Raw genomic sequence first — 417 nt, forward strand, 5'->3', positions numbered from 1 at the left:
CGCGTACGTCAAGACGCTGGGCCAGGAGTACGTGGGCTCGGGCGGCTTCCCGTCCCCCGGCATCGGTGGGGGCCTGGAGAACGTGCTGGCCACGGCCGACGCCATGGACCGTCTCGGCGAGCGTTCGGTCGCGAACGGCACCGGCAAGCTGTTCGGTCACAACCACGACCAGGAGTTCAACACCAAGTACGAGTACAACGGTGAGCTGACCTCCGCGTGGGAGATCCTCGTGGCGGAGACGAACCCCGAGTACGTCGCCTTCGAGCTGGACACGGCCTGGGCGGCGAACGCCGGCGTGGACGTGCCGGCGCTCATCGACGAGTACGGGGACCGCATCGAGCTCCTGCACATCAAGGACGCCGTGAACGTGAACGCGCCGGGCGACATGCGGCAGGTCGCCCTCGGCCGGGGCGACCT

At 68.8% G+C, this 417-nt stretch carries 1 pseudogene; it reads left to right on the plus strand.

Annotated elements, in window-relative coordinates:
* Positions 1-417 (plus strand): annotated as a pseudogene (locus G3I78_RS49295) (TIM barrel protein); the annotation flags it as partial.

The organism is Streptomyces sp. SID13726 (assembly GCF_010548375.1).
In the GTDB taxonomy this organism is placed as follows: domain Bacteria; phylum Actinomycetota; class Actinomycetes; order Streptomycetales; family Streptomycetaceae; genus Streptomyces.